This window comes from Desulfobaccales bacterium (assembly GCA_041648175.1).
Taxonomy (GTDB): domain Bacteria; phylum Desulfobacterota; class Desulfobaccia; order Desulfobaccales; family 0-14-0-80-60-11; genus 0-14-0-80-60-11.
Genome location: JBAZPO010000008.1, coordinates 131522 through 152150, shown reverse-complemented (window position 1 = coordinate 152150; position 20629 = coordinate 131522). Strand labels below are relative to the sequence as shown.

At 56.0% G+C, this 20629-nt stretch carries 22 protein-coding genes; 21 read left to right on the top strand and 1 reads right to left on the bottom strand.

Translation table 11 applies throughout. The features are described 5' to 3' along the window. The first annotated feature begins 95 nt into the window (after positions 1-95). From WC600_09620 to rpsT, 21 genes are all read left to right on the top strand, one after another. On the top strand, positions 96-1289 hold the full coding sequence (locus WC600_09620; protein ID MFA4902993.1) for an acetylornithine transaminase: 1194 nt from the start codon (positions 96-98) through the stop codon (positions 1287-1289). After that, a complete protein-coding gene (argF, locus tag WC600_09615; protein ID MFA4902992.1) occupies positions 1286-2194 on the top strand; it encodes an ornithine carbamoyltransferase in 909 nt (302 codons plus the stop codon). Before WC600_09620 ends, argF begins: the two co-directional genes overlap by 4 nt. 110 nt (positions 2195-2304) lie before the next feature. Then, entirely contained in the window at positions 2305-3507 is a 1203-nt protein-coding gene (locus WC600_09610) for an argininosuccinate synthase (GenBank protein MFA4902991.1), read from the top strand. Between the two features lie 90 nt (positions 3508-3597). Continuing rightward, positions 3598-4032, top strand: a complete 435-nt coding sequence (locus tag WC600_09605; GenBank protein MFA4902990.1) for a hypothetical protein — start codon at positions 3598-3600, stop codon at positions 4030-4032. Between the two features lie 239 nt (positions 4033-4271). Then, a complete protein-coding gene (locus WC600_09600) occupies positions 4272-4706 on the top strand; it encodes an SdpI family protein (GenBank protein ID MFA4902989.1) in 435 nt (144 codons plus the stop codon). Between the two features lie 7 nt (positions 4707-4713). Next, positions 4714-5364 (top strand): hypothetical protein, encoded by a 651-nt coding sequence (locus WC600_09595; GenBank protein MFA4902988.1) that lies wholly within the window; start codon positions 4714-4716, stop codon positions 5362-5364. Positions 5365-5413: 49 nt separating this feature from the next. Beyond that, complete coding sequence (gene argH, locus WC600_09590) at positions 5414-6814, top strand: argininosuccinate lyase (GenBank protein MFA4902987.1); 1401 nt, start codon at positions 5414-5416, stop codon at positions 6812-6814. Positions 6815-7016: 202 nt separating this feature from the next. Further along, positions 7017-8000 carry a hypothetical protein gene (locus WC600_09585; protein ID MFA4902986.1) on the top strand — a complete coding sequence of 328 codons (984 nt, stop codon included), beginning with the start codon at positions 7017-7019 and terminating at the stop codon, positions 7998-8000. A gap of 121 nt (positions 8001-8121) precedes the next feature. Then, positions 8122-9378: a diaminopimelate decarboxylase gene (lysA, locus tag WC600_09580; protein ID MFA4902985.1), complete on the top strand. Its 1257-nt coding sequence runs from the start codon at positions 8122-8124 to the stop codon at positions 9376-9378. Between the two features lie 121 nt (positions 9379-9499). Then, positions 9500-10339: a diaminopimelate epimerase gene (gene dapF, locus WC600_09575; GenBank protein MFA4902984.1), complete on the top strand. Its 840-nt coding sequence runs from the start codon at positions 9500-9502 to the stop codon at positions 10337-10339. A 12-nt stretch (positions 10340-10351) separates the two neighbouring features. Continuing rightward, complete coding sequence (gene dapA, locus WC600_09570) at positions 10352-11224, top strand: 4-hydroxy-tetrahydrodipicolinate synthase (GenBank protein ID MFA4902983.1); 873 nt, start codon at positions 10352-10354, stop codon at positions 11222-11224. Between the two features lie 89 nt (positions 11225-11313). After that, positions 11314-12117: a 4-hydroxy-tetrahydrodipicolinate reductase gene (dapB, locus tag WC600_09565; GenBank protein ID MFA4902982.1), complete on the top strand. Its 804-nt coding sequence runs from the start codon at positions 11314-11316 to the stop codon at positions 12115-12117. A 9-nt stretch (positions 12118-12126) separates the two neighbouring features. After that, a complete protein-coding gene (locus tag WC600_09560; protein MFA4902981.1) occupies positions 12127-13803 on the top strand; it encodes a hypothetical protein in 1677 nt (558 codons plus the stop codon). A 25-nt stretch (positions 13804-13828) separates the two neighbouring features. After that, a complete protein-coding gene (locus WC600_09555; GenBank protein ID MFA4902980.1) occupies positions 13829-14605 on the top strand; it encodes a fumarylacetoacetate hydrolase family protein in 777 nt (258 codons plus the stop codon). Further along, positions 14606-15775: an LL-diaminopimelate aminotransferase gene (locus WC600_09550; GenBank protein ID MFA4902979.1), complete on the top strand. Its 1170-nt coding sequence runs from the start codon at positions 14606-14608 to the stop codon at positions 15773-15775. 278 nt (positions 15776-16053) lie between these two features. After that, positions 16054-17250 carry an SGNH/GDSL hydrolase family protein gene (locus WC600_09545; protein MFA4902978.1) on the top strand — a complete coding sequence of 399 codons (1197 nt, stop codon included), beginning with the start codon at positions 16054-16056 and terminating at the stop codon, positions 17248-17250. Between the two features lie 14 nt (positions 17251-17264). Continuing rightward, positions 17265-17798, top strand: a complete 534-nt coding sequence (folK, locus tag WC600_09540) for a 2-amino-4-hydroxy-6-hydroxymethyldihydropteridine diphosphokinase (GenBank protein MFA4902977.1) — start codon at positions 17265-17267, stop codon at positions 17796-17798. 11 nt (positions 17799-17809) lie between these two features. Further along, the gene (locus WC600_09535; GenBank protein ID MFA4902976.1) at positions 17810-18070 is read left to right on the top strand and encodes a YHS domain-containing protein; all 261 of its coding nucleotides are present in this window, start codon (positions 17810-17812) and stop codon (positions 18068-18070) included. 26 nt (positions 18071-18096) lie between these two features. Then, positions 18097-18756 (top strand): fructose-6-phosphate aldolase, encoded by a 660-nt coding sequence (gene fsa, locus WC600_09530; GenBank protein ID MFA4902975.1) that lies wholly within the window; start codon positions 18097-18099, stop codon positions 18754-18756. 1 nt (position 18757) lies between these two features. Beyond that, entirely contained in the window at positions 18758-19321 is a 564-nt protein-coding gene (gene pgsA, locus WC600_09525) for a CDP-diacylglycerol--glycerol-3-phosphate 3-phosphatidyltransferase (protein MFA4902974.1), read from the top strand. Between the two features lie 62 nt (positions 19322-19383). Next, a complete protein-coding gene (rpsT, locus tag WC600_09520) occupies positions 19384-19656 on the top strand; it encodes a 30S ribosomal protein S20 (GenBank protein ID MFA4902973.1) in 273 nt (90 codons plus the stop codon). Positions 19657-19806: 150 nt separating this feature from the next. Here the strand turns inward: rpsT and blaOXA are convergent, their stop codons facing one another. Next, positions 19807-20610: a class D beta-lactamase gene (gene blaOXA, locus WC600_09515; protein MFA4902972.1), complete on the bottom strand. Its 804-nt coding sequence runs from the start codon at positions 20608-20610 to the stop codon at positions 19807-19809. Positions 20611-20629 lie beyond the last annotated feature (19 nt).

Below are 20629 nucleotides of genomic sequence, written 5' to 3'. Positions count from 1 at the left end.
ACCAGACAATGCGCAAAACGTAGCCTACAGTCTGTTTTTCTTTTGCTGACTGCTGATGGCTGAAAGCTGATAGCTAATAACCTGAGAGTGGAATCATGAACAACAATTGGATTAATCGTTCAAACAAAGTAGTAATGAACACCTACGGCCGGCAGCCGCTGGTGCTGGTGAAAGGCGAGGGCTGCCGGGTCTGGGACGATGCCGGCCGGGAATATCTGGACTTTTTGGCGGGGTTGGCAGTGTGCAATCTGGGGCATGCCCATCCGGAAATCGCCAAGGCCGCAGCAAGCCAACTGACCCAGTTGGTCCACGTCTCCAACATCTACTACACCACCCCCATGGTGGAGCTGGCCGAAGCGCTGGTGCACCTGTCCTTTGCGGACCGGGTCTTTTTTGCCAATTCCGGGGCGGAAGTTAACGAAGGAGCCATCAAGCTGGTGCGGCGCTATTCCCGTGAGCGGTTCGGGGAAGGGCGGCACCGGATCATCAGCATGGAAAACTCCTTCCACGGCCGCACTCTGGGCGCGCTTTCCGCCACGGGCCAGCCCAAGTTCTGGCAGGGGTTCGACCCCTTGCTACCGGGTTTCAGCTTTGTGCCCTTTAACGACCTGGACGCGGTGGCCAAGGCCGTGGATGAAACCGTGTGCGCCGTCATGCTGGAGCCCGTCCAGGGTGAAGGCGGCGTCAATCTGCCCTCGCCCGATTATCTCAAAGGCTTGCGGCAATTGTGCGATGATAGGGGTCTGTTGCTGATCCTGGATGAAATTCAGGCCGGCCTGGGCCGCACCGGCAAGCTCTTTGCCTATGAAAATTTTGGCATCACGCCTGACGTCATGACTCTGGCCAAAGGCTTGGCCAACGGCCTGCCCATGGGGGCGCTTTTGGCCACCGAAGAGGTAGCCTCGGCCTTTGTCCCCGGCACCCACGCCAGCACCTTCGGGGCGGGGCCGGTGGTGGCCGCGGCGGCTAAGACCGCAGTAGGCCTTCTGAGCCAGCCGGAGTTTCTGGCCTCGGTGCGGGAGAAAGGTGAATTTCTCCGGGCGAAGCTCGCAGATTTTCAGGCCCAGTTCCCTATTGTTAAGGAAGTCCGGGGCTTGGGCCTTATGTGGGGCCTAGAGCTGACCCAGCAAGGTGCGGACGTGATCACTGCCTGCCGGGAGCGGGGTCTGCTCATCAACTGCACCCAGGGCAATGTCATCCGGCTGCTCCCGCCCTTGGTGGTGAGCCCCCAGGAACTAGACAAAGGCCTGGCTATCCTGGGAGTATCTCTACAGGCGGTATTTCCATGACCCGGCACCTGTTGACTATTCTGGATTTGAGCCGGGAAGAGATCGTTACCCTCCTGGCCCGGGCTAGGGAACTCAAGGCTCTGCATAAAGAGCAGCGGGACCCGGCGTCCCTCAAGGGCAAAACCGTAGCTATGATTTTCGACAAGCCCTCCACCCGCACCCGGGTCTCCTTTGAGGCGGGGATTGCGCAACTCGGGGGCTCCAGCATCTATCTGGCCCCGGGCCAGACGCAGATGTCCCGGAACGAGCCGGAGGCCGACACCGCCCGTGTGTTGTCCCGGTACGTTGACGGCGTGGTAGTGCGGACCTTTGCCCAGGAGACCGTGGAGGAACTGGCCCGTCATGCCACCATCCCCGTGGTCAACGGCCTGACGGACACCCACCACCCCTGCCAGGTGCTCAGCGACCTCATGACCATGCAGGAGCGCTTCGGCGATCTTACTGGCTTGAAGGTGGCCTGGGTGGGGGACGGCAACAACATGGCCAACTCCTGGATCACCGCGGCCATGCACCTGGATTTTCCCCTGTACCTGGCCTGTCCCGCCGGCTACGCGCCCGACGCCGCCCTGCTCGCCCAGGCCAAGAAAGAAGGGGCCAGGGTCTACCTGGGTCAGGACCCCAAAGAGGCCGTGGCCGGAGCCCTGGTGATCAACACCGACGTCTGGGCCTCCATGGGCCAGGAAGACGAGGCCGCGGAACGCCAGAAATTTTTTGAGCCCTACCAGGTAAATGCCAATTTACTCAAGCTGGCCGCGCCCGAAGCCATCGTGCTCCATTGCCTCCCGGCCCACCGGGGCGAGGAGATCACCGCCGAGGTCCTGGACGGCCCTCAGTCCGCGGCCTGGGACCAGGCGGAAAACCGGATGCACTTCCAAAAGGCGCTCCTAGAATGGCTTTTAGGATAGGGGATAGGGGTTAGGGCCGGGGGTCAGAAAAACCCGGTGGCACAGGCTTTCCAGCCTGTGCAAAATGTAGGGCGGGCACTGCCCGCCATAAATTCTCATAGGAAACGAGCATGGCAAATATAAACAAAATTGTTCTAGCCTACTCCGGCGGCCTCGATACCTCGGTAATTCTCAAGTGGCTTAAGGAAACTTACCAATGCCCCGTGGTGGCCTTTGCCGCGGACCTGGGCCAGGGAGAGGAACTGGCGGAGGTGGCGGCCAAGGCCAAGGCCACCGGCGCGGATGAAGTCTACGTCGAAGACCTGAAGGAAGAGTTCGTCCGGGATTTCGTCTGGCCCATGTTCCGGGCCAACGCCCTCTATGAGGGCTCGTATCTGTTGGGCACCTCCATCGCCCGGCCCCTCATCGCCAAGGCCCAGGTGGAGGTAGCCATTAAGACCGGCGCCGACGCGGTGAGCCACGGCGCCACCGGCAAGGGCAACGACCAGGTGCGCTTCGAGCTTACCTACATGGCCTTGAAGCCCGATCTCAAAATCATCGTGCCCTGGCGGGAGTGGGACCTGGCGGGCCGGGCGGACTGCGTGGCTTATGCCGAAAAGCACGGCATCCCCGTGCCGGTAACCCAGGAAAAGCCCTATTCTAGCGACCGCAACCTCCTGCACATCAGCTTCGAAGGTGGCATCCTGGAAGACCCTTGGGCCGAGCCGCCTGCGGATATGTTCACGCTTACCAAGTCGCCGGAAGCCGCGCCCGACAAACCGCGTTATATCGAAATTGACTTTGAGCATGGCGACCCGATGGTCGTGGACGGCGAGGCTTTGAGCCCCGCGGCGCTCCTGGCCCGGCTCAACTTGATCGGCGGCGAGCACGGCATCGGCCGGGTGGACCTGGTGGAGAACCGCTACGTTGGCCTTAAATCCCGGGGGGTCTACGAAACCCCGGGCGGCACCATCCTGCGGGCGGCGCACATGGCGGTGGAGTCCGTCACCCTGGACCGGGAAGTGATGCACCTCAGGGATTCCCTCATGCCCCGGTACGCCGAACTCGTCTATTACGGCTACTGGTACGCCCCGGAGCGTTATGCCCTGCAAAAGCTCATCGACGAGGCGCAGCAACCCGTGACCGGCACTGCCCGCCTAAAACTGTATAAGGGCAACGTCACCGTGGTAGGTCGCAAAGCTCCAAAATCCCTGTACCAGCCGTCGCTCGTGACCTTTGAGGCCGGAGGGGATTACCGCCAATCAGATGCCACCGGTTTCATCCGCTTAAACGCCCTGCGCCTGAAAATCAGGGCGAAGCTGGAAGGGAAGTAGTTCAGGCGGGCTGACGTGGGGAGGCTTGGCCAGGGGGTGAGGCAGACTCCCCGCCGGGCTGAATTCTACCCTCATCTCTAAGAGGAAAATATGATGCCGCAATCTGTAGCTTTTCTCCTGGCCGCGGTTTGCGGACTCTTGGGTGTGGTGCTGCTGGTTTGGCATCCCAGCCCCAAATCGTGGATCGGGGTGCGGACCCCCTGGACCTTCGCCGACCGGGAAATCTGGGATATATCGTGGATGGCGGGTGGAGTTCTCCTGCTTGTGATGGCAGGTGCCGTGCTGGTCACAGCGTTCGCTTTTTTTGTCGCCGTGGCACTGTTGATCCTCATCAGCTTGCTGCTGCCGATCTATCTTTACCGGCGGAAATATGGCACCCTGTTATTCTGGAAGGATATCGGCTGGATCGATTACCGCCCGGTGGTACGCTGCAGTCATTGCGGCCATACCCAGAAGCTTGAGGATGACCAACATCTGGAACGTGCCATCTGTGAGGTTTGTGGCTTGAGCCCCCGCAGATTATGAAGCGGGGGCCAGGTCAATCAGAGAAGACGCAGCCCATTAAAGAGTAAATTAGCGGCTAAAGCGGCTCATCTCGGCCGCCCATGGTCTTGGCAGGCGAGCGGGCGCCGGTTTAAACCGGCGCCGCGGTAGGGTAACTCAGGGTTCCCGTCCCCAACGTCAGGTTGGGGGCGGGAGCAGTTCGGAGGTCTGGTTCACTGCGCTATCTGGTTTCGGGGCTCTGCTGGGGGCTGGGCTTGCTCATGGTCTTCTGGCGGCCCGGACCCAATCTCTGGTTCGGGGTGCGGCTGCCCTGGACCCTGGCCGATCCCTGGATCTGGAACAAATCCTGGCGCCTGGCGTCCCGCCTGCTTATGGTCATGGGCGTCACCGTGTTGATTTCCTGGCGGGCGTTCTATATCTCCACCGCGCACCTGGTGGGCCTGAGCTGCCTCTACACGGTCATCCTGTACCGCTGGAAATACGGCACCTGGCGCTTCTGGAAGGGCCACGGCTGGATTAATTACCGCCCAGTGGCGCGTTGCCGCCTATGCGGTCATTTTCAGAAGCTGAACAACCACGCCGACCTGCCCCAGGGCACTTGTGAGGCCTGCGGCGCCAAACTGCCGGACCCCAAAATAGGGCTTAAAGCGGCCTGGCCGCCATGGGCGAGGAATAAACCACACTCAATTAAATGAGGGAGCCATGAGAACGACAGGTATCTTCACCGCTTTACTCCTAGCTTTATCTCTGGTATTGCCAGGCAGCGCCAGGTGCGATGAACTGAGCGAGTCCTATTACCCCCTCAAAGCAGACATGAGGTGGGAGTACCTCGTCATATCGAATGCGAGCGATACGAAAAAATTAATCATCACCAACCTGACGCCTCAGGAAGTGCAGGGGAAAAAAGTAACGCCCCGGAAATGGGATTTGGGTGGACACATCTTCATTGAATTTATAGAAAAGGATGATAGCGGGATTTACCGCTATGCGGAGCAAATAGGCGAAAAAGGTGCCCCAACCCTCGTAACCCCAAGAGAATGCCATCTAAGGTTTCCCATCACCGAGGGCAACAGTTGGAATATGGCCACGAAGATAGGCAACAGCACGTTGGATGTCACCCTGACGCTGGAAAGTGTATCTGAGGAGGTCAAGGTTCCGGCCGGTACCTTCAAAGATTGCTTGAAGATTAAACAGGTGGGCGGCAATGACGCCGGCGCCTCCGTCATGGGCTACGAATGGTATGCCCCCAAGGTGGGCATCGTCAAGAGCCTGGTCACCATCAAACAAAAATCCAAAGATGGGAACATAGTCTCTGATAATCGGACCTATCAGTTGCAATCCTTTAAACCCTGAAGGGCTGGGCCGTAGGTCTTGCACTCAGAACAAAATTAAGGAAAATCACATGGCGCACAAACCCTGGGGGGGACGTTTCGAAAGCGACACCGAAAAGTCGGTGGAGGATTTCACCACCTCCTTGAGCTTTGACCGGCGTCTTTATCGCCAGGATATCGCCGGGTCCATCGCCCACGCCCGCATGTTGGCCAAGCAGGGCATTATCACACAGGCGGAAGGGGAGCAGATCGTCGCGGGGCTCACCGAGATTTTACTTGAAATCGAGGCCGGGGAATTCGAGTTCGACCCGGCCTTAGAGGACATCCACATGGCCATCGAGGCGCGGCTGACCAGCCGCCTCGGCGAAGTGGGGAAGAAGCTCCACACCGCCAGGAGCCGGAACGATCAGGTGGCTCTGGACGTTAGGCTCTACCTGGCCGAAGCAGTTGAAGGGCTCATCAATGACCTACGCGATCTGCGCCTGGCTGGGGTGCGCCTGGCGCACCTGCATCAAGACACCATCCTGCCCGGCTACACCCACATGCAGCGCGCCCAACCGATACTCTTGGCCCACCACCTCCTGGCCTACGACGAAATGTGGCGTAGGGACCAGGAGCGGTTGCACGAATCCTTGAGCCGCATCGAAGTCTCGCCCTTGGGGGCTGCGGCCTTGGCTGGCACTACCTTTCCCATCGACCCACATTTGGTGGCTGCCCAGGTAGGTTTTCCAAAAACCTTCCGCAACAGCCTGGACGCGGTGAGCGACCGGGATTTTGTGATTGAATTTCTTGCCCATGCCAGTATCATCATGGTGCACTTAAGCCGGCTGTCGGAAGAGCTTATCCTCTGGTCGTCTCAAGAATTCGGGTTCGTGGTGCTGCCCGACGCCTACGCCACGGGGTCTTCCATCATGCCCCAGAAGAAGAATCCCGACGTGCCGGAACTCGTTCGGGGCAAGAGCGGCCGGGTTACGGGCCACCTCATGGGCATCCTCATGACCCTGAAGGGGCTTCCCCTGGCCTATAACCGGGACCTCCAGGAGGATAAGGAGCCCCTGTTCGATACGGTGGACACTGTGCGCACCTCGGTCCAGTTGATGGCCGGGCTGCTTGCGAATCTCACGGTGCGGCCGGAGAAGATGGCTGCTGCCCTGCACGGCGGCTTTCTTACCGCCACCGACATGGCCGATTACCTGGTGACCAAAGGGGCGCCGTTTCGCACCGCCCACGAGCACGTAGGCAATACGGTGCGCTACGCTGAATCCAGCGGCAAAGAGCTGTGGGAATTGAGCCTCACTGAAATCCAGCAGTTTGCTCCTCTGGCCGCGGCCGACGTGTTTGATTGGCTCAAGATCGAAAACTCCGTGGCCCGGAGAAAATCTCCGGGAGGCACCGCGCCGGAACGGGTGCGCGAGGCCCTGGAACGGGCCGAAGCGGAAATAGGGTTGAACCTTCATGAGCAGAAGATTTAACGGTTCTTTGAGAGCGGAAGCCAGGGGCGTCAAGCCACTTACACTCCCTCTCCCAAGCCCCCTCCCCCGAACCCTTACAGGGGGTGGGGAGGGGAGTTTGAGGGGAGGGCGGGGGAATGCTCTTCCCCCGGTCCGCCCCTCAAAATATTTGTTTCTCTTCATTCTCTGCCTTTTGCTCCTGGCAGCCGCGTGCGGCAAGCGGATGACGCCGTATGCCCCCGACCGGGTATTACCGGCGCCGGTGCGGAACTTTAAGTTGACCCAGGAAGGCAATGCGTTGGTAGTGAGCTGGCTCTTGCCCCGGGAGAATCTCCTGGGCCAGCCTTTGACCCAGGTCCAGGGCTGCCAGGTTTACCGGGCCGCAATGAAGGGGGTGTCCCCGGAGGCGTTGGCGTCCTCGGATTTCGTCCTTTATGCCGATATCGACCTGGCCTACCCCCAGAGGGGGGAGGTCCAAGGGGAAGCCCTGCTCTTCCGGGACCGGGAGTTGGTGCCGGACCATCGCTATTACTACCGGGTGGCGGCCTATGACCAGGATGGCTACAAAGGCGGCTGGTCTGGAACCTTAAGCCATGCCTGGGGCTGGCTGCCCCGAGTCCCCGGGGACTTCAAGGCCGTGCCCGGCGATAAAATCGTCTCCCTCACCTGGAGCCCGGTGACCAAGTTAGAGGACGGCTCGCCGGTTAAGGCCCTGGCGGGTTATCTTATCTATCGCCTCTCGGGCCAGGGTCCCTGGATTCGCGTGACACCGAAGCCCGTGCTCGAGAATCAATTCCAGGACGTGGCAGTGCTGAACGATGTGGAATATACTTATAAGGTTGTGGCGGTGCGCCGGGTGGGTGACGATCTGCTGGCCAGCCAGGATTCGGCCACCCAAAAGGCCATGCCGGAGAAGCGCACGCCGCCGCCGCCGGTGTTGAATTTTCTGGCGGTGCCCACCTCCCAGGGGGTAGAACTTCGGTGGGAGGAAAGCCCGGTCCCGGACGTGGCGGGCTACCGGGTCTACCGGCGCCTCACCGGGGAGGAAAAATATACCCGACTCACTCAGGAGTTGGTCAAGAAGCCTTATTTCGTGGACTCCCAGGTAAACCGGGGCCAGACGTACCATTACTACGTGACCGCGGTGGACGACTCCCCCCGGGCCAACGAGAGCTTGCCTTCCGAGGTGGCTGCGATCACTTTTTGAGTCTCTTGGTAGTCGCAGGCTTTAGCCTGCGTTTACCTCTCGGTGATCTGGAGAACGCAGGCTAAAGCCTGCGACTACCAAATCCCTTGGTAAATTGTCGCGGAGGGACAGGAACTACTCAATGCATCACTTCAATTACCAATCCGGTGAACTCTTCTGCGAAAACGTACCGGTGCGCCAAATTGCCGAGGCGGTGGGCACACCGTTTTACGTATACAGCGCCGCCACCCTGACCCAACACTTTCAGGTTTTTAACACTGCGTTTGCGGCGTTTCCGCATATAATCTGCTTTGCCGTGAAGGCCAATGCCAACCTGGCCGTCTTGAGGCTCTTTGCCCGGTTGGGAGCCGGGGCGGATATCGTCTCAGGCGGTGAACTCTATCGGGCCAGCCAGGCCGGCATGGACCCCGGCAAGATCGTCTACTCCGGAGTTGGGAAAAAGCCGGAGGAGATTAAAGCGGCCCTTAAGGCCGGCATCCTTTTGTTCAACCTGGAGTCCTCCCAGGAGTTGGAGGAGATCAACCGCATCGCCGGCCGCCTGAAGCTCAAGGCCAGGGTAGCCTTAAGAATCAATCCGAACATCGATGCGAAGACCCATCCCTACATCTCCACGGGGCTTAAAAAGAACAAGTTCGGCATCGACATCGACCGGGCGGTGGAGGATTATCGCCGGGCCCAGGAACTGCCGCACCTCGAAGTGGTGGGGGTGGCCTGCCACATCGGCTCCCAGATCACCCAGGTTACGCCCTTTGTGGACGCGTTGGAGCGGCTGAAAGAGTTGATCGAGCGCTTAAGGGCCCTGGGCATCCAGATCCGTTACCTTGACCTGGGCGGCGGCCTGGGGATTCAATACCACGACGAGGAGCCGCCGCTCCCGCAGGAGTATGGCCAGAAACTGTTGGAACACCTCAAGGGCCTTGAATGCACCCTCATCCTGGAGCCTGGACGGGTGCTGGTGGGCAACGCCGGCATCTTAGTAACCAAGGTGCTCTATACCAAGGTTACCGACGCCAAGCATTTCATTATCGTGGACGCGGGGATGAACGACCTGGCCCGCCCCAGCCTCTATGGCTCCTATCACGGCCTGTGGCCGGTGATGGAAGCGGACCGTCCCCAGGTGAAGGCCTCCATCGTTGGGCCTATCTGTGAATCCGGGGATTTCCTGGCCAGGGATCGCCTCATGCCGGCCTTTGCCCCGGGGGAGATGCTGGCGGTCTTGAGCGCCGGGGCCTATGGTTTTTCCATGAGTTCCAACTACAACGCCCGGCCCCGCGTGCCCGAAATCTTGGTGCAGGATCGGGATTTTTATGTTATCAGAAAAAGGGAGACATACCGCCAGCTTACCTGGGGGGAGTCCATCCCGGAGTTTTTGAAGTAATATAAGATTTGCCCAAAATCTGAATACTTTGAAATCCCCCTAAATCCCCCTTCATTACAGGGGGACTTTCCACTTTCCCCCCTTTGCCAAAGGGGGGTCAGGGGGGATTGGTCTTGGCATTATGACAACGGATACCAGACGCCGCATCCTTTTTTTCAAAATGCACGGTGGGGGCAACGATTTTGTGCTCATCGACCACCGGGAGCGCTTTATCCCCGAGGCCGAGCAGCCCCAGTTCGCCCGCCGGGTCTGCCATCGCCAACTGGGCGCCGGGGCCGACGGGCTCATCCTCATCGAGTCTACCCCCAGCGCGGATTTCCGTTGGCGGTTTTATAACGCCGACGGCTCCGAGCCCGAGATGTGCGGCAACGGTGGGCGCTGCGCCGCCAGATTCGCGGTCCTGAACAATATCGCCCCGGCCGATCTGTCGTTTGAAACCTTGGCGGGGACCATCAAGGCCGAAGTCCGGGGTCGCCGGGTCAAACTGCTCATGACCGGGGTTGGTGATGTGCGTATGGATCAAGCCATCCCCCTGGACGGGGAAACCCTCGTGGGCCATTTCATGAAGGTCGGTGTGCCCCATGTCGTGGTGCCCGTCGACGATCTGGAACAAGCTCCGATTACCCAGTGGGGCCGGGCGGTCCGCTTCCATCCGTTGTTTGCCCCCGCGGGCACCAATGTCAACTTTATCCGGGTAGAGGGGCCCCAGGACTTAAGCATTCGCACCTATGAACGCGGGGTGGAGGATGAGACCCTGGCCTGCGGCACCGGCTCGGTGGCCTCGGCCCTTTTGAGCGCCCGGCTGGGGCAGGTTAACTCCCCGGTGACCGTTCACACCCGGGGCGGCGAAGCCCTGATCATCTATTTTACCCTCCAGGGCGAGACCTTCAGCGAGGTCTACCTGGAAGGTAATGCCCTGGTGGCCTACCAGGGCGAACTGTGGGCCGACGAACTCAAGTAAGGAGGTAGTCTCATGTTCAAGGGAGCCATCACTGCCATTGTTACTCCCTTCAAAAACGGCCAATTCGACGAAGCGGCCTACCGGGAACTCATCGAGTTCCAAATCGCCGGAGGCGTCCATGGCATCGTACCCTGCGGCACCACCGGCGAATCCCCCACTCTATCTCACGCCGAGCACAAACGGGTGGTGGAGACCTGCATCGACCAGGTGAAAAAACGGGTTGTGGTGATCGCCGGGAGCGGCTCCAACAGCACCGCCGAATCCCTGGAACTGACCCAACATGCCCAGGCTGCCGGCGCGGATGCGGCCCTGCTGATCACTCCTTACTACAATAAACCGACCCAGGAAGGTCTCTTTCAGCACTATAAGACCGTGGCTGCCAAGACCAAGATTCCCATCGTGGTCTATAACGTGCCGGGCCGCACCAGCGTCAACCTGCTGCCGGAAACCATGGCGCGGCTGGCGGATATACCCAATGTCGTGGGCCTCAAGGACGCCACCGGGGACCTGAAACAGGGCGCCAAGACCTTGCAGCTGTGTGGCGATAAGATCACCGTGCTCTCCGGCGATGATTTCACCACTTTTCCCCTGTTGTGCGTGGGCGGCATGGGGGTGATTTCGGTGATCTCCAACGTGGCCCCCAAAGACATGGCGGATATGTGCAACGCCTTCTTTAAGGGCGACCTGACCCGGGCCCGGGAACTCCACTATAAGATGTGGCCCCTGACGGAGGCCATGTTCTTCGAGACCAACCCCGCCCCGGCCAAAACCGCCTTGAAACTGATGGGCAAAATCACCGGCGAAATCCGTCAACCCCTGTGGGCCATGTCCGAGGCCAACGAGAACAAACTGCGCCTGGTAATGCAGAAATATGGATTGATTTAGTAGTTCAAGGTTCGAGGTTCAAAGTTCAAGGTTAAAAAACTTTGAACTTTGAACCTTGATCTTTGAACTGGTACGGAAGGAGATACTCCATGGTCAAAGCGATCGTAACCGGAGTGGCAGGCCGGATGGGCGGCCGCATCGTACATATGATGGAAGCGGCTGACGGTGTCCAGTTGGTAGGGGCTGTGGAGTCACCGGGGCATGCCGCGGTAGGCAAAGATGTGGGTGAAGTCGTGGGGCTGCCTCATAAAGGGGTCACGGTGGTCGACTCTTTGGCCCAGGTGCTGCCCAAAGGTGAGGTGGTCATTGAATTCACCCACCCGGAGCCGTCGCTGGCCAATCTGCGCGCCGTGGCCGATGCGGGTAAGGCCATGGTGTTAGGGACCACCGGGTTTGCTCCGCCCCAGATCGCCGAGATTCAGGCCCTGGCCTCCCGGGCCCACCTGGTGTTCGCACCCAACATGAGCGTCGGGGTCAATCTCATGTTCAAGGTGGTGGCGGACATTGCCCGGGTGTTAGGCGAGAGCTACGACGTGGAGATCGTCGAAGCCCACCATCGCCTGAAAAAAGACGCGCCCAGCGGCACGGCCATCAAGTTGGGGCAGGTCATCGCCCACGCCCTGGACCGGGAGTTGGACAAGGTGGGGGTTTATTCCCGACATGGCATCATCGGCCAGCGCACCGACAAAGAGATTGGCATCCAGACGGTAAGGGCCGGGGACATCGTCGGGGAGCACACGGTGCTCTTCGGCGGCATGGGCGAGCGCCTGGAGATCATTCACCGGGCCCACAGCCGGGACAATTTCGCCCGGGGCGCGGTGCGGGCCGCGCAGTGGATAGTGACGCAACCGCCGGGCCTTTATGACATGCAGGACGTTTTGGGGTTGAAATAGGCATAGACAATGAAATACGTGGCTAATAATTTATCATTTAACAAAAATGAATCTACACTCCTCGTTTTGGCGCGTGACTATGGCCAACAGGCGCTAAAATATTTACTGATCACTAGTATAGTCTTGATTACACTAAGTAAATTAAATTTAATTGGGACTGGATTCTTAGCTTTCCCTGATGAAATTCGCTATTGTCAATCAGGAAGAGTTGTGCAACACCTATCAGAATTAAAGATAGATGCTGCAATGAAGGAAATCTTTTCTACACAGGGAAGACCGGCAGATGCGATAATAAAAATTATTCCAAATGCGATACAGTATGTTACTGCTCGTATATTTAAAATAAACTACTATGAAAGAAAAAACTCTTATCCACTGTTCATTTTTAATTTTTTAATTTATTGTCTTATACTTATAGTCCATTATAAATTATCTAATTTATTATTAAAAGACAGTTTTTTGGCTTTGGTTAGTGTGTTGTTGTTTAGTACATTGACAAACTCTTACCTATATCTTAGGCATGCATTACCATATGATATGGGCCTTTTAATTTTATATATAGTGATTTATAAAATTGCTTTATATACTGAAGAAGATAACTTATCGTACACAAAATCATTAATTATTGGGATGTGTTCTTTGTTTGGATTATTAGTCTATCCTGGGTATTTTCCCTTATTAATTGTTGGGTTATTTATATTATTATTTAATAAAATTTCCAAAGAAAATATTTTTAAGAAGATTTATTATGCAGGTTATTATATTTTAGGAAGCATTCTGTGTTTAATTTTATGTGAAAAGATTGCTAGACTTGTAGGGAAGTCATATATATTGGATGCAATAGGTTTATCTAAGACAATAACGCAAGGTTCATTTGAAGAATCATTTGCTTACTTATTTAAATATTTTATTGAAGTTGAGGGATTAACCGGGATAATATTATTAATAGGCTTGTTGGTTTTTATTAGCATAACGCTTTATCGATTCAAAAATAAAACCTTCAAACAATATTCGCTTATAAGTTTATTGGGTATTGGGCTTATAGGAATGTATTTAGTCTACGCAAGTACGGGATATTTTTTCCACAAAATGGTTTTCTATGGTAGGTTATTACATCAGTACGTCCCATTTATTTGTATTCTATCCATATATTCAATAAATGAAACATTAACTAAGGTAACAAGAAAAAGTCAATTGATATTATGTTTAATTTCAATTATTTTTATCGGGAACTTTTGGTTTAGCTTCATAAATTATAATTCGTATTCGTATCCCAGGGATATTTTATGGCAATTAATCAAAGAGAATAAATTAAATGGAGTGGGAAATGTTCTTGAGTTTGATGATAGTTGGCCTGTAATGCCAAAAGGATCTGAATTAATATGTACTGATATTCATGGAAAGCCGATCAATTCTTATTATAATATCATAGAGGTTGGCAGTAACTTTGGTGGTACTATATATATTGTTAATGAATTAACTAAACACTATATATTTAATCCAAATGATAATTATCATTTATTGCAATCAAAACCTTCTTTTATGAATTTTAAGGCGTATCAATATGACTCGGGAGCTAACATGATTGATAGACATAATATGGACAAAATGAACATGCAAATAAAAATATTCACTCCTGCCGGACAAACGACTGGATTCATCAGCCAAAAGAAGGTCGGGAATTAATTTTATTGCAAAGGTATCAAAATAGATGCGCATTGTACGTTTTGAACTGACGGGCCGCACCGGTCACGGCATCTTGGAGGGGGAGAAAATCGACGTCTTATGGAGCACTCCTTATGATGGCGGGCTGAACAATACGGTCGGGGAAATTATGTCCCTGCCGGCGGTCAAGCTGCTGGCGCCCTGCGAACCCAGCAAAATCGTGGCCTTGGGGCTAAATTATCGCGACCACGCCTTAGAGTTCGGCCACCCCATCCCGGATGAGCCCTTGATCTTCCTGAAACCTGCCAGCGCGGTAATTGGGCCCGACGATGACATCGTCTTTCCGGCCATGTCCCGGCGGATGGATTATGAGGCGGAACTGGCCGTGGTCATCGGGCGCACCTGCCGTCACGTGCGGGAAGAAGAAGCTTGGGACTACATCCTGGGGTTTACCTGCATCAACGACGTCACCGCCCGGGACTTGCAGAAAAAAGACGGGCAGTTCACCCGGTCCAAGAGTTTTGATACCTTCGCGCCCCTAGGCCCCTGGATCGAAACAACGATTCCCGACCCGGACAACCTCACGGTGGAGGCTTACCTGAATGGGGAACGCCGCCAGCATTCTAGCACCAAAAACATGATCTTCGGGGTGGCCGCTCAAGTATCGTTCATTTCACGCATCATGACCCTTTTGCCCGGCGACGTCATCGCCACCGGCACGCCGTCGGGGATCGGCCCCATGCAGCCTGGCGACGTGGTCGAAATTCGGGTGGAAGGTATCGGCACCCTGAAAAATCGTATTGTTGCAGAAAGGGCACCCTAAATGACGGATTTTATTGAACCCGCGGCGCGCCTGGGCCTGATTCCGCCCTATCTCTTTAAAGCCATCGACGACAAGAAGGCCGAAGTCAAGGCTCGGGGAGTGGATATCATTGACCTGGGCGTAGGCGACCCGGACCTGCCCACACCCCGGTTCATCGTCGATAAGATGATCGAGATGGTGCAGGACCCCAAAACCCACCACTACCCGGCCTACTCCGGGATGAACGATTTCCGGGAGGCCGTGGCCCGCTGGTATCAGGGGCGTTTCGCGGTGGACCTGGACCCCGCCAGCGAAGTCCTCACCCTCATTGGCTCCAAAGAAGGCATTGCCCACCTGCCTTTAGGGATTAACAACCCCGAGGACATCAATCTCATGACCTCGCCGGGCTACCCGGTCTATCAGATGGGCACCCTGTTCGCCGGTGGCTATTGCCACTTCCTGCCCTTGACCCGAGAAACCAATTTCCTGCCGGATTTGGACCACATACCACCGCTGATTGCCCGGGATGCCAAGGCCCTGTTCTTCAACTATCCCAACAACCCCACCGCAGCGGTGGCAGACAGTGCGTTTTTCGCCAAGGTCGTGGATTTTTGCAACGAATATAAGATCATCGCGGTCCACGACGCGGCTTACACTGAACTGGCCTACGACGGGTATAAGCCCCCCAGTTTCCTGGAAGTGCCCGGCGCCAAAGAGATCGGCATCGAATTCCACTCTCTCTCCAAGACTTACAACATGACCGGCTGGCGCTTGGGAATGGCGGTGGGCAACGCGGCAGTGCTGGCAGCCCTGGGCAAGATCAAGAGCAATATCGATTCAGGGGCCTTCGATGCCATCCAGTTTGCCGGGATTGCCGCCCTGGATTCGGACCAGAGCTGCGTCCGGGAAAATTGCGCCATTCTCCAGGAACGCCGGGATATCCTGGTGGGCGGCTTGAAAAAATTGGGCTATGACGTGGAGCCCCCTAAAGCCACGTTTTACGTATGGCTGACGGTCCCACCGGGCTTCACCTCCATGGCGTTCACCACCCATCTGCTGGAGAAGGCCGGGATCGTTACCATTCCCGGCAACGGCCTGGGGACGCCGGGTGAAGGTTACGTGCGACTGGCCCTGACGGTCCCCAAAGAGCGCCTGAAAGAGGCCCTGGCCCGCCTGGCGAAGCTGGGATAGGAGCATAATGAGGCTGGCACGGGGGAAACGGGCTTTTTCCCAACGAGTCCGTCCCCTCATAACAATACCCTTCTTCCCCCAAACTCTTGTCTCCGACCCTGTTGTCTAAAGTTAGGCCATTAAGGTATTAGATGCCTCCTGCTTTTCGAACCGAACTCACCTTTCTCCATCTGGCCTCGCCCTTTGCCCGGGAATTGTTGGCCTATCTCCTTAAAGATAAAGAGCGGGTGGAGCACAACCTTAAATAAAGCAGGAGTACAACCTGTTTCCCATAAATTATGGATAACGCCTCAAACCGCAAAAACTGGCTGGAAAGAAACCCCAAGAAGGTCATTGTTCTCATTATACTGGTGGCCATCTCTGGTCTGGCCGTGGTGGCCGAAAAGATCCTGGCCAGCCGCACCCATGACGAGATCAATCTCGCCGGCATCAAGCGGTCTATTAAACTCAGAGAGTTCAATCCGTTATACCGGAACATCCTGATACCTGACGCCAGCGCCATGCGGATGTCCGATGGCCTGACGCAAAAACCCTATATACTGCGGGTGGATCGCCAGGGCTTCATCATGCCCGCCAAAATTCACGACCACCCCGACCTGACCATCGCCTTTTTGGGCGGTTCCACCACCGAATGTGTCTACGTCGACGAAAATTTGCGGTTCCCGTATCTGGCGGGGCGGCTCATCGAAGAACAGACGCATCTCAAGGTCAACGCATACAATGCCGGGCGCAGCGGCAATAATACCTTGCACTGCCTCAATATTTTGCTGAACAAAGTGGTTAACCTCAGGCCCGACATCGTCGTGCTGATGGAGAACATCAACGACCTGGCCATCCTGATGTACGAAAAAACCTATTGGAACACCAATCCCTCCCGGTCGCCCATTCAGGAAAAACTGCCGAATTTTAAAACCGTGGGCCAGGACCTGCGGCAGATATTCTATACGGTGCGGGACCTGACCTTTCCCAACCTCGCCCGGGCCACCAAGGGCATCTTCCATTCCGACCGGAAGGGCAAAGGCGATGAATTCTTAAACGTCCGGGGCCAGAAAATCACCATCGACCAGGACCTGCTCGTCAGGGAATTTACGCTAAACCTGCAAACCTTCATCAATATTTGCCGGGCCCGGGGGATCACGCCGGTCCTCATGACCCAGGCCAGCCGCTTGACGGATAACCCCGATCCCCTGATCAAAAAGATGATGCACAACCTGGAGGACAGCCAGGGGATTACCTATGCGGACTTTAAGAGCGCCTTTGAACGGCTCAATCAATCCATCCGGGAGGTGGGGGCTAAAAACGGGGTGGTGGTCATCGACCTGGCCCGAGTGATTGCCCCGGTTAAAGAAAATATCTGTGACGTGGCCCATTACAATGATCAAGGCTCCCGGTTAGTGGCCGCTCAAATTGCGGCCCAGTTAATCCCCGTAATCACGCCTCCGGTCAAAAACCCTTTAGCCATTCAAGAGAAATAGGATAGTATATACGTATGCCTTTGGGAATTGCCGCCATCACCGAACGGACTCCGGTTATCGCTTACTTGGGGCTGGGTGCTAACCTGGGCGACCCTGAGGAGCAGTTACATGAGGCCCTGGAGCGCCTGAACCTGGCTTACGAAGTGGAAGTGACCCGGGTTTCCACCTTCTACCGGAACCCGCCGCTGGGGCCGGAAAATCAGCCCTGGTATATTAATGCCGTGGCCCGGGTGCGCACCCGCTTGGGGCCGGAAGAACTGCTGCGGTTGTTGCAGCAGATTGAGGTAGACATGGGGCGCGTGCGGGGCGAACGCTGGGGCCCCCGGGTCATCGACCTGGACCTGCTGTTATATAATGGGGAAGTGATCTTTACCCCTAAGCTGGTGGTGCCTCATCCGGAGATGCATCGCCGGGTGTTCGTGCTGGCCCCCCTGGCGGAGATTGCCCCCCGGGCCTGGCATCCGGTGTTGGGCAAGAGTGCCGGGGACCTTCTGGCCAAACTCGATGCCGCGGACTTAACGAAACTGCAACCTATCGCGCACGATTAAGGACCCGACTGATGTTCCGTCTACTTTTGGGTTTGGGCCTGGGATATCTGGGTTATTGGGCCATTAAAAAGGTGGCCGGCTCCCTGGGCCTTTGGCCCCAGGCGCCTAAGCCTCTGGAAAGAGAAAGGGAGCCGGATGTCCTGGTCCAGGACCCGGTCTGCAAGACCTTCATCCCCAGGCGGGAAGCCCTCAAGACCCAAAAGGACGGCAAAACGTATTTTTTCTGTTCCGAAGGCTGTTTAAAACGCTTCGTGAGTGGTGGCAAAAGTTGACATTATGATATAGTAAGAGGTCTTTTATGAAATTCTTTATTGATACCGCCAATCTGGACGAGATTCGCGCAGCCCATAGCCTGGGCCTGGTGGATGGCGTTACCACCAATCCCAGCCTCTGCGCCAAAATCGGCATTGGCACCAAAGAGCAGTTTAAAGAGCATATCCGCACCATCTGCGAGTTGGTGCAGGGTCCGGTGAGCGCCGAAGTTGTGGCCACCGAGGCCGGCGCCATGGTGGCGGAAGCCCGTGAACTGGCTAAGATCCATGAGTGGGTGGCGGTCAAAGTCCCCATGACCGAAGACGGCCTCAAGGCCACCCGGATATTGGCGGCAGAAGACATCAATGTCAATGTCACCTTGATTTTTCAGCCGCTCCAGGCCCTGCTGGCCGCCAAGGCGGGCGCGGCTTACGTCAGCCCCTTTATCGGCCGCCTGGATGATATCAGTCACCGGGGCATGGAGATTGTCGAGCAGATCATCACCATTTTTGAAAATTACGGTTTTGATACTGAAATCATCGTGGCTTCGGTGCGCCATCCCTTGCATGTCCTGGACGGCGCCCTGGCCGGGGCTGATATCGCCACGGTGCCCTACGGGGTGCTCATGCAGCTCATGAAACATCCGTTGACGGACATCGGCTTACAAAAATTCTTGGCAGATTGGGAGCGCGCCCGCAAGTCCTGAAATGAGCCAGGTAGACTTCAATAACTGGGCCACCCCCAATATGCTCACCGGAGCCCGCATCGCGGCTGTGCCCGTGGTGATGCTGCTTCTGTGCTTTGACGGCCCCTGGGCCAGTTTTTTGGGGGCCTTCTGTTTTATGCTGGCAGGAGCCACGGATTTTCTGGACGGCTTTTTGGCCCGGCGCCACCGCTTGGTAAGCCGCTTGGGCAAGTTTATGGACCCCTTGGCCGACAAGCTCCTGGTTTCGGTGGCCCTGATCATGTTGATCCCTCTGGAACGGGTGCCGGCCTGGATGGCTTTTTTGATTATCGGGCGGGAACTGGCGGTCACCGGCCTGAGGGGCTTGGCAGCCACAGAGGGCATTTTCCTGTCCCCGGACCGCTGGGGCAAGGCCAAAACCTTGCTGCAAATGGCGGCGCTGACGGCCTTGATTTTGCATTATCCGTACGTCGGAGTGGATTTCCACGAGTTGGGCATGGCCTTATTATGGCTGGCCCTCATTGCCACCCTGGCTTCAGGGCTGAGTTATTTTTGGGGATTTTTCCGGGAGTACCAGGAAAGCTGACGCCCTTGACAAAAAGGCGTTCTTGGGTGACATTTATAAGGCACTAAATTCGGAGGATGACATTGGCTAGACATATATCCGCCATGAAGCGGGCACGACAGAACGAAAAGCGGCGGCTGCAAAACCAGAGCCGCAAAACCCGGGTCAAAAACGTGGTGCGCCAGGTGCGCCAGGCAGTGGCCCAAAAGAATGCGGCAGAGGCCCAGACGGCCTTGACGGCCGCCATCCCGGTGCTCGCTCGGGTAGCCAGCAAGGGCACCCTGCACTGGCGGACCGCGGCTCGCAAGATTTCCCGCCTCACCCGGCAGGTCAACGCCCTCTCAACCCCTGCCTGAGTTGAACCGGGATTAAGACAGAAAGGGGCGGTTATGCCGCTCCTCTTTTGTCAATCTTAAGTGGTCCGCATTCGGACCCTGGTGTCCCCCCCATTATTGGTAATGCTCTGCGCCGCCTCGCGACCAGGAGGTCGAGTCGCGTCCAGAGGATCATATGATGCCTTTGGCCTTTAAAGCCCCCATGGTTATCTCTTTCCTGAAGGCTTCATCTCCTTTCTTCCTGATCTCAAGGTTAGTGGCAAAGAACCAGACCTGTCCATTAGTCTCAGCATAGCCCACATACCACCCCTGCTGAGGGTTAATACCCCTTGCCCAACCGGTCTTGGCTCTGATGATATATCGGGGCTGGTCCTCAACAATCATAAGCCGCTTCACCAATTGCATATGGGGCTTTTCGTAGGGAAGTTCCTCGCTGTAGAGCTTCTCGAGAAAATTGATTTGCTCCTGGGGGGATATCATTAAATTCCCTTCTAACCAGAAGGTGGTTATATCAGGGCCGGTCTTCCCGTTTCCATACCCAACGTGCTTCAGGTGAAGCAAATATTTTTCATTGCCGATGCGCCTGGCCAGTTCCTGATAATACCAGATACATGACAAGGTGAAAGCTGTCTCCAGGGTCTGGTCTTGGTTCCATGCCTCAAATCCCTTATCTTCTTTATCCCACTTGATTACTTCCTTTTCACTTTTGACAGCTCCTTCCTGCAGTGCGATAAGGGTATTCAGAATTTTGAAGGTCGAAGCCGGTACGAATCTCCGTTGGGAACGTTCAGCATTATGGATATAGCTGAATTTACCGTCCAGAGAAGAAATAATAATGGTCCCCTCGACGCCGCGCTCTTGAAATAGCTTGGCAAGGTCTGCATCGTCGGCACAAGCAATAAGAGTCAAGCAAAATATCAGGGTTAATATAGCCGACAAATTTAATGCCGAATGCCTGTAGATCATTTTCTTCATTATGCCTTCATCCAGACGG